At 67.8% G+C, this 5,554-nt stretch carries 5 protein-coding genes; 1 reads left to right on the top strand and 4 read right to left on the bottom strand.

Annotation, left to right across the window (positions count from 1 at the left end):
* Nucleotides 1–365 (top strand): response regulator transcription factor (locus AOK03_RS37510; RefSeq protein ID WP_167355686.1); only part of this gene is annotated, 365 nt, incomplete at its 5' end.
* Between the two features lie 92 nt (nt 366–457).
* Here AOK03_RS37510 and AOK03_RS37505 read toward each other — a convergent pair.
* From AOK03_RS37505 to AOK03_RS37490, 4 genes are all read right to left on the bottom strand, one after another.
* On the bottom strand, nt 458–2,044 hold the full coding sequence (locus AOK03_RS37505; protein WP_055569844.1) for an ABC transporter substrate-binding protein: 1,587 nt from the start codon (nt 2,042–2,044) through the stop codon (nt 458–460).
* A gap of 60 nt (nt 2,045–2,104) precedes the next feature.
* On the bottom strand, nt 2,105–3,712 hold the full coding sequence (locus tag AOK03_RS37500; RefSeq protein WP_055569843.1) for an ABC transporter substrate-binding protein: 1,608 nt from the start codon (nt 3,710–3,712) through the stop codon (nt 2,105–2,107).
* A gap of 346 nt (nt 3,713–4,058) precedes the next feature.
* The gene (locus tag AOK03_RS37495; protein ID WP_055569842.1) at nt 4,059–4,754 is read right to left on the bottom strand and encodes an HAD family hydrolase; all 696 of its coding nucleotides are present in this window, start codon (nt 4,752–4,754) and stop codon (nt 4,059–4,061) included.
* 100 nt (nt 4,755–4,854) lie between these two features.
* Nucleotides 4,855–5,554 (bottom strand): vitamin B12 dependent-methionine synthase activation domain-containing protein (locus tag AOK03_RS37490; RefSeq protein ID WP_279616362.1); only part of this gene is annotated, 700 nt, incomplete at its 5' end.

Below are 5,554 nucleotides of genomic sequence, written 5' to 3'. Positions count from 1 at the left end.
GCTTCCTCCTCAAGGACGCCCCGGCGAACGAGCTGGTGCAGGCGATCCGGGTGGTCGCGGCGGGCGAGGCGATGCTCGCGCCGAGCATCACGCGCCGGCTCCTCGACAAGTACTCGGCGCACCTCCCGTCCGGCGACGAGCCGGTGCCGGACACGTTGCACACGCTGACCGAGCGCGAGGTCGAGGTCCTGAAGCTGGTCGCCCGCGGCCTGTCGAACGCCGAGATCGCGGCGGACCTCTTCGTGAGCGAGACGACCGTGAAGACGCACGTGGGGCACGTGCTGACGAAGCTGGGGCTGCGCGACCGGGTGCAGGCCGCCGTGTACGCGTACGAGAGCGGCTTGGTGCGCCCCGGCGCGCAGTGACGCGAAAAGCGCGTGCGCAGTGCCGAGAGAACCGTGTGAACGACGAAGGTGGCCGTCCCCGAGGGGGCGGCCACCTTCGTCATGGGGCACGGTCAGCCCTTGCTGATCTCCCAGAAGCGGAAGACCGTCGAGGCGTCGAGGCAGGACTCGAGGCCGTAGACGCTGTCACGGACGACCGCGTACTGCTTGGCCTGCCACACCGGCAGGACGGGCAGCTGCTCGGCCACGATGTCCTGCAGCTGGTCGTACTGCTTGTCGGTCTTGGTGCGGTCGCTCTCCGTGGCGGTGCCCGGGATGATCTTCGACGTGATGGTGCTGTTCACGAAGTGGTTGCCGAGGACGTTGCCCTTGCCGAAGAACGGCTGCGTGAAGTTGTCGGCGTCCGGATAGTCGGGCACCCAGCCCTTGACGTAGACGCCGTACTTCCCGGCTTCGATGTCCTTCTCGTACTGCTCGAACCCGACGGACTTCACGTCGGCGTCGAACAGGCCGGACGCGTTGAGCTGCTTGGCTATGGCCCGCAGCTCGTGGTCGGTGGCCGGGCCGTAGCGGGTGGGCGTCGACCAGAGGGTCAGCTTCGCCTTGCCCTCGATGCCGTCGGCGCGCAGCGCGGCGGCGGCCTTGGCACGCTGCGGGCGGGCGCCGTAGGTGTCGAAGAAGGCGGTGTTGTGGCCGCCGATGCCCGCGGGGACGATCGAGTACAGCGGCGTGGCCGTGTCCTGGTAGACCTCCTTGACCAGGGCGTCCCGGTCCAGGAGGTACGCCATGGCCTTGCGGACGCCGAGCTTGCCCGCCACCGGGTCCTTCATGTTGAAGACCAGGTGCTGCACCTCGGCGCTGGTGCCCTCGACGATGTCGACGTCCTGGCCGTCCTTGGAGGTGTCCTGCTCGATGTCCGCGATGTCCGCGGCGGCGAGACCTCGGTAGGCCACATCGATCTTGCCTTCCAGGAGCGCCTTCTTGAGGCCCTTCTGGTCGCCGCGGAAGAACTTGATGGCCACGCCCTCGTTCTTCACCTTCGCGGTGCCCTTGTAGTCGGAGTTGACGGAGAAGACCGCCTGCTCCTTGCTGAACGAGTCCAGCTTGTACGGCCCGGAGCCGACGGCCTTGCCGTCCCCGCGCAGGCCGTTCATGTCGTACTCGGTGTGGTCCACGATCGAACCGGCACCCGAGGCGATCTTGCTGGGGAAGGTCGCGTCGGAGTACTTCAGCTTGAAGACCACCGTCTTGGCGTCCGGCGTCTGCACCTGGTCCAGCATCGGGAACATCAGCGCCGGACCGTCGTCGTCGTTGATCTTCCGCATGCGGTCGAAGGAGAACTTGACGTCCTTCGAGGTGAGCGCGTTGCCGTTGCTGAACTTCAGCCCGTCACGCAGCTCGCACTTGAAGACCTTCGCCTCCGTGTCGGTGAACCCGCACTCCTCGGCGGCCTCCGGCTCGGGCTCGGTGGCGCCCTTGGGGAAGCTCAGGAGCGACTGGAAGACGTTGTTGAACAGGAGCCAGGAACCGGGGTCGTAGCCGGACGCCGGGTCGGTGGCGAGGACGTCGTCGGACATCCCCATCACTACCGCGTCGCCCGTGTCCCCCGCACCGCCCGATTCCGTACCGCAGCCGGTCAGCAGGGCGGCGGCGAGCCCTCCCGAGAGGGGAAGGGCCAGCCACTGGTTACGACATTTCACGTACGTGCCTTAGGTGTTGTGGTCGTTCTCTGGAACTCGAGGTGCCCTCGGGCGCGGAGGTCAGTCGCTGACGCCGCGGCTGAGCTCCCACAGCTGGAGGTTCGACGAGGAGTTGAGGGCCCACTCGACGCCCGTGATGTCGTCACGCGCCGCGATGTACTGCTTGGCCTGCCACAGCGGGAGCACCGGGACGTCGTCGGCGACGATGTCCTGGATCCGGCGGATGCTCTTGGAGGCGGCGAGCCGGTCGGCCTCGCGGCGGGACGTCGGGATCAGCTGGTCGTTGATCGTGTCGTTCACGTACGGCGAGCCGAGGAAGTTGTCCTTGTCGAGGAACGGCGCGAGGAAGTTGTCGGCGTCCGGGAAGTCGGGGAACCAACCCATGCCGTAGGCCGCGTACTTGCCGTCACGCTCGGCCGCGCGGAAGGTGCTCCACGGCACGCCCTTGATCGACACGTCGAACAGGCCGGAGTCGTTCAGCTGCTTCTGCAGCACCTCGAACTCCTTCTTGGTGCCGGGCCCGTAGTGGTCGGTGGTGTAGTGCAGGGTCATCTTCACCGGTGTGGTGATGTTCGCCTTGTTGAGCAGGGTGCGGGCCTTGGCCGTGCTCGGGTTGCCGTACTTGTTGAAGAACGAGTTGGCGTGCCCGGTGATGGTCGAGGGCACCAGCGAGTACAGCGGGTCGGCCGTCGAGCCGTACACCGAGGAGGCCAGCGCGCCGCGGTCGACGAGCTGCGCCATGGCCTGCCGCACGGCCTTGTTCTTGGCCGTCGGGGCGTCGGTGTTGAAGGCGAGGTAGCGGATCTCCAGACCCTGCATCTCCACCAGGTCGATCTTCTTGCCCGACGAGGCGTCGAGCTCCTTGACCTGCTCGGGCGACATGGTGCGCGTCATCAGGTCGATGTCGCCGTCGTCGAGCGCCTTGCCCATGGCGTCGGTGTTGGCGAAGTTGCGGAGCTCCACCTTGTCGCTCTGGACCTTGAACGCGCCCTTGTACCTGGGGTTCTTGGTGAACACCGTCTTGACCAGGTGGTCGTCCTTGACCTCCTGCTTCGCCGTGTACGGGCCCGAGCCGTCCACCTCGAAGCCGTCGCGCAGCTTGTTCTTGCTGTAGTGGTCCTTGCTGATGATGCCCGCGGTGGGCGTCGCCAGCTTGAACGGGAACGTCGCGTCGGGGGTCTTGAGGTGGAAGACGATGTCGCGGTCGCCCTGGACCTCGATCTCGTCGACGTTCGAGACCAGACCGTCGGAACCGCTGGGGTCCTTGATCTTGATGTCGCGGACCCGCTCGATGGAGAACTTCACATCGGCGGCCGTCAGCGGCTCCCCGTCGGAGAACGTCAGCCCCTTGCGCAGGGTGCAGGCGTACCGCTCGTTGCCCGTGTCGGTGAAGCCGCACTGCTCGGCGGCCTCGGGCTGCGGGTCGCCGCCACCGCGCGGCATGGCCATCAGCGTCTGGACGGTCTGCCGCAGCAGGTTCCAGGAACCCGCGTCGTAGGCGTAGGCCGGGTCGAAGGGCGCAGGAACTTCCTTCGAGATGGCGAACGCGTCCGTGGTGCCGACAGCGATCGGCTTGTCGCCGTCGCCGCCGTCCGAGCCACCGCACGCGGCGAGCGCGGGGGCGAGCAGACCTATGACAGCCGGCAGCACCAAAGTCTTGCGGTTCATGCTCGACGTTCTCCAGAGCTCTTGATCCCGTGAATCCCGCAACGCGGGGTGAGGGTTGATGGGGCACGGGGGGTGGGGCGATGTTCTCGCGACGAGATTAGTCCGCACCAGATGAGCTTCGGAGGGCGCATGAACCCGGCATCAATCACGCTGCGAAACCGGGCGCGGACACACTGATAACCCGACACCGGAAGGTTTCGTGCACGCTCCCACCAATCAGGACACATCGTCACGCCACCCCGGACCCTGGAGGGGCATACTGCACACACCCGTCCCACTGTCGACCCCCGCCGGAGTGGGAAACGTCACACCCTCGGGGAGGCTTGGCGCGGAGCCGACGGAACTGTCAGTGGGTCATCAGGCCTTGCAGGAAAGGCAGGTTGACGTGTTCGAGGGAGGGGACGACGGTGCGGCCCGCGACGGCGGGGATGGGCGCGACCGACGGCACGGCGACGACCCGGCAGCCCGCGGCCTCCGCCGAGGCGACACCGGTCGCGGTGTCCTCGATGACGGCGCATCTGCCGGGGTCCACACCCAGTCCCCGGGCCGCGAGGAGGTAGGGGTCGGGGTGCGGCTTGGTCCGGGCCACCTCGTCGCCCGCGACGGTGAGTTCGAAGTGGTGGGCGCCGATCGAGCCGAGGACGCGGTCGATGATGCGGCGGTGCGAGGCGGACACCAGGGCCATCGGCACGCCGTGCGCGGCGAGTTCGGCGAGCAGGCCCGCGGCGCCCGGCATCAGCGGCAGAGAGCGGCTGATGCGGTCCTCGAAGCCGTTGTTGAGCAGCACGGAGAGTTCGGCGACGGTGATGTCGGCGCCGGTGGCCTCGATGAGGAACCCGGCGCTGCGCGTCATGGGGCCGCCGACGACGACGTCGCGCCAGGCCTCGTCGAGCGCATGGCCGAGGGAGGCGAAGACCTCGACCTCGGCGTCCCACCAGAAGCCCTCGGTGTCCACGAGGGTTCCGTCCATGTCGAGCAGCACGCCCTGCAATGCGGAGCCTTCGGCCATTCGGGTGCCGAGCGCGGGAACCGTACTGGTCATGCGACCACACCTTCCGTAAGGGACGAGAAGGCCGGTTGCCTCCTTCTTGCGGGAAGGCAACCGGCCTGCACTGGACCGACCAGTGTACGACTGCGCCGGATCAGCGCGCGTTGAAATATTTCGCCTCGGGGTGGTGGATGACGATCGCGTCGGTGGACTGCTCGGGATGGAGCTGGAACTCCTCGGAGAGCTCGACGCCGATCCGCTCCGGCTGCAGGAGCTCGGCGATCTTGGCGCGGTCCTCCAGGTCGGGGCAGGCGCCGTAGCCGAGCGAGAAGCGCGCGCCGCGGTACTTCAGCGCGAACATGTCCTCCACGTCGGCGGGGTCCTCCCCCGCGAACCCGAGCTCGCTGCGCACCCGGGCGTGCCAGTACTCGGCGAGCGCTTCGGCCAGCTGGACGGACAGGCCGTGCAGTTCGAGGTAGTCGCGGTAGGAGTCGGCGGCGAACAGCTCCGCGGTGGCCTCCCCGATCTTCGAGCCGACGGTGACGACCTGGAGGCCGACCACGTCGGTCTCGCCGGATTCCTCGGGGCGGAAGAAGTCCGCCAGGCACAGGCGGCGCCCGCGGCGCTGACGCGGGAAGGAGAAGCGGGTGCGCTCGTTGCCCTGCTCGTCCAGGATGAGCAGGTCGTCGCCCTTGGACACACAGGGGAAGTAGCCGTAGACGACGGCCGCTTCCAGCAGGTTCTTGGTCTGCAGTTCGTCCAGGAGCCCACGCAGGCGCGGGCGGCCCTCGGTCTCGACCAGTTCCTCGTACGTCGGTCCGTCGCCGGTACGGGCCTGCTTGAGGCCCCACTGG

This window comes from Streptomyces atriruber (assembly GCF_001418325.1).
Lineage (GTDB): Bacteria > Actinomycetota > Actinomycetes > Streptomycetales > Streptomycetaceae > Streptomyces > Streptomyces atriruber.
The sequence above is the reverse complement of the archived record's forward strand: the minus strand, read 5'-3'. Positions and strand labels throughout refer to the sequence as shown.

Bases quoted from the DNA above. Each gene is read 5' to 3' on its own strand.
- AOK03_RS37500 (WP_055569843.1), bottom strand. From the start codon at position 3,712: ATGAACCGCAAGACTTTGGTGCTGCCGGCTGTCATAGGTCTGCTCGCC.
- AOK03_RS37495 (WP_055569842.1), bottom strand. From the start codon at position 4,754: ATGACCAGTACGGTTCCCGCGCTCGGCACCCGAATGGCCGAAGGCTCC.